This window comes from Vibrio sp. 1288 (genome assembly GCF_033344475.1).
This window is the reverse complement of record NZ_JAWPOX010000657.1, coordinates 1-642: the sequence shown is the minus strand read 5'-3', so window position 1 is coordinate 642 and position 642 is coordinate 1. Positions and strand designations below refer to the sequence as shown.

The 642-nt window shown below is 51.6% G+C and carries 1 pseudogene; it reads right to left on the bottom strand.

From position 1 onward, the window contains the following. Nucleotides 1-642: pseudogene (locus R8O11_RS28605) on the bottom strand (C4-dicarboxylate ABC transporter); the annotation flags it as partial.

Here is a 642-nt window from a genome sequence, read left to right as displayed (position 1 = left end):
CGCACCCGCACGCTCTAGCATCGCGCCAAACAGTACAAACAAGAATACGAAAGAAGTGGATACACCTAACGCAACACCAAATACCCCTTCGGTGGTTAGCCACAGATGCGACATCGCTTTACCTAAGCTTGCGCCTTTGTGGGCTATGACATCTGGCATGTATGGGCCAGCAAACGTGTAAGTCAGGAACACGGCGGCCACAACCATTAGCGGAGGCCCTAATGCACGACGAGTCGCTTCAAGTAGCAATATCATGCCAACGACCGCAACCACAATATCGGCAGTGGTGGGCGCGCCGGAACGTCCTGCGAGTTCGGTGTAGAAAAGGTAGATATAGGCAGCCGAAAAGCTACCCGCTAACGCGAGAATCCAATCCACAAGAGGAATGTGATCCCGCGGAGAGTTCTTCATTGCTGGATAAGCAGTGAAGGCCAAAAATATCGCGAAAGTGAGGTGAATCGCTCGCGCTTCAGTGTCATTCAGTACGCCAAAATTGAAAATAAATGGTAGCGGGGAGGCGTACCATAATTGAAATAGTGACCAACACAGAGGGACTAACCAAAGGATTCGTCCTTGCACTCCCGAAGGGTTACGTGCGCCCGTGTCTGCTTGAGCCACCATTTCTTGCACATCTTGTGACGG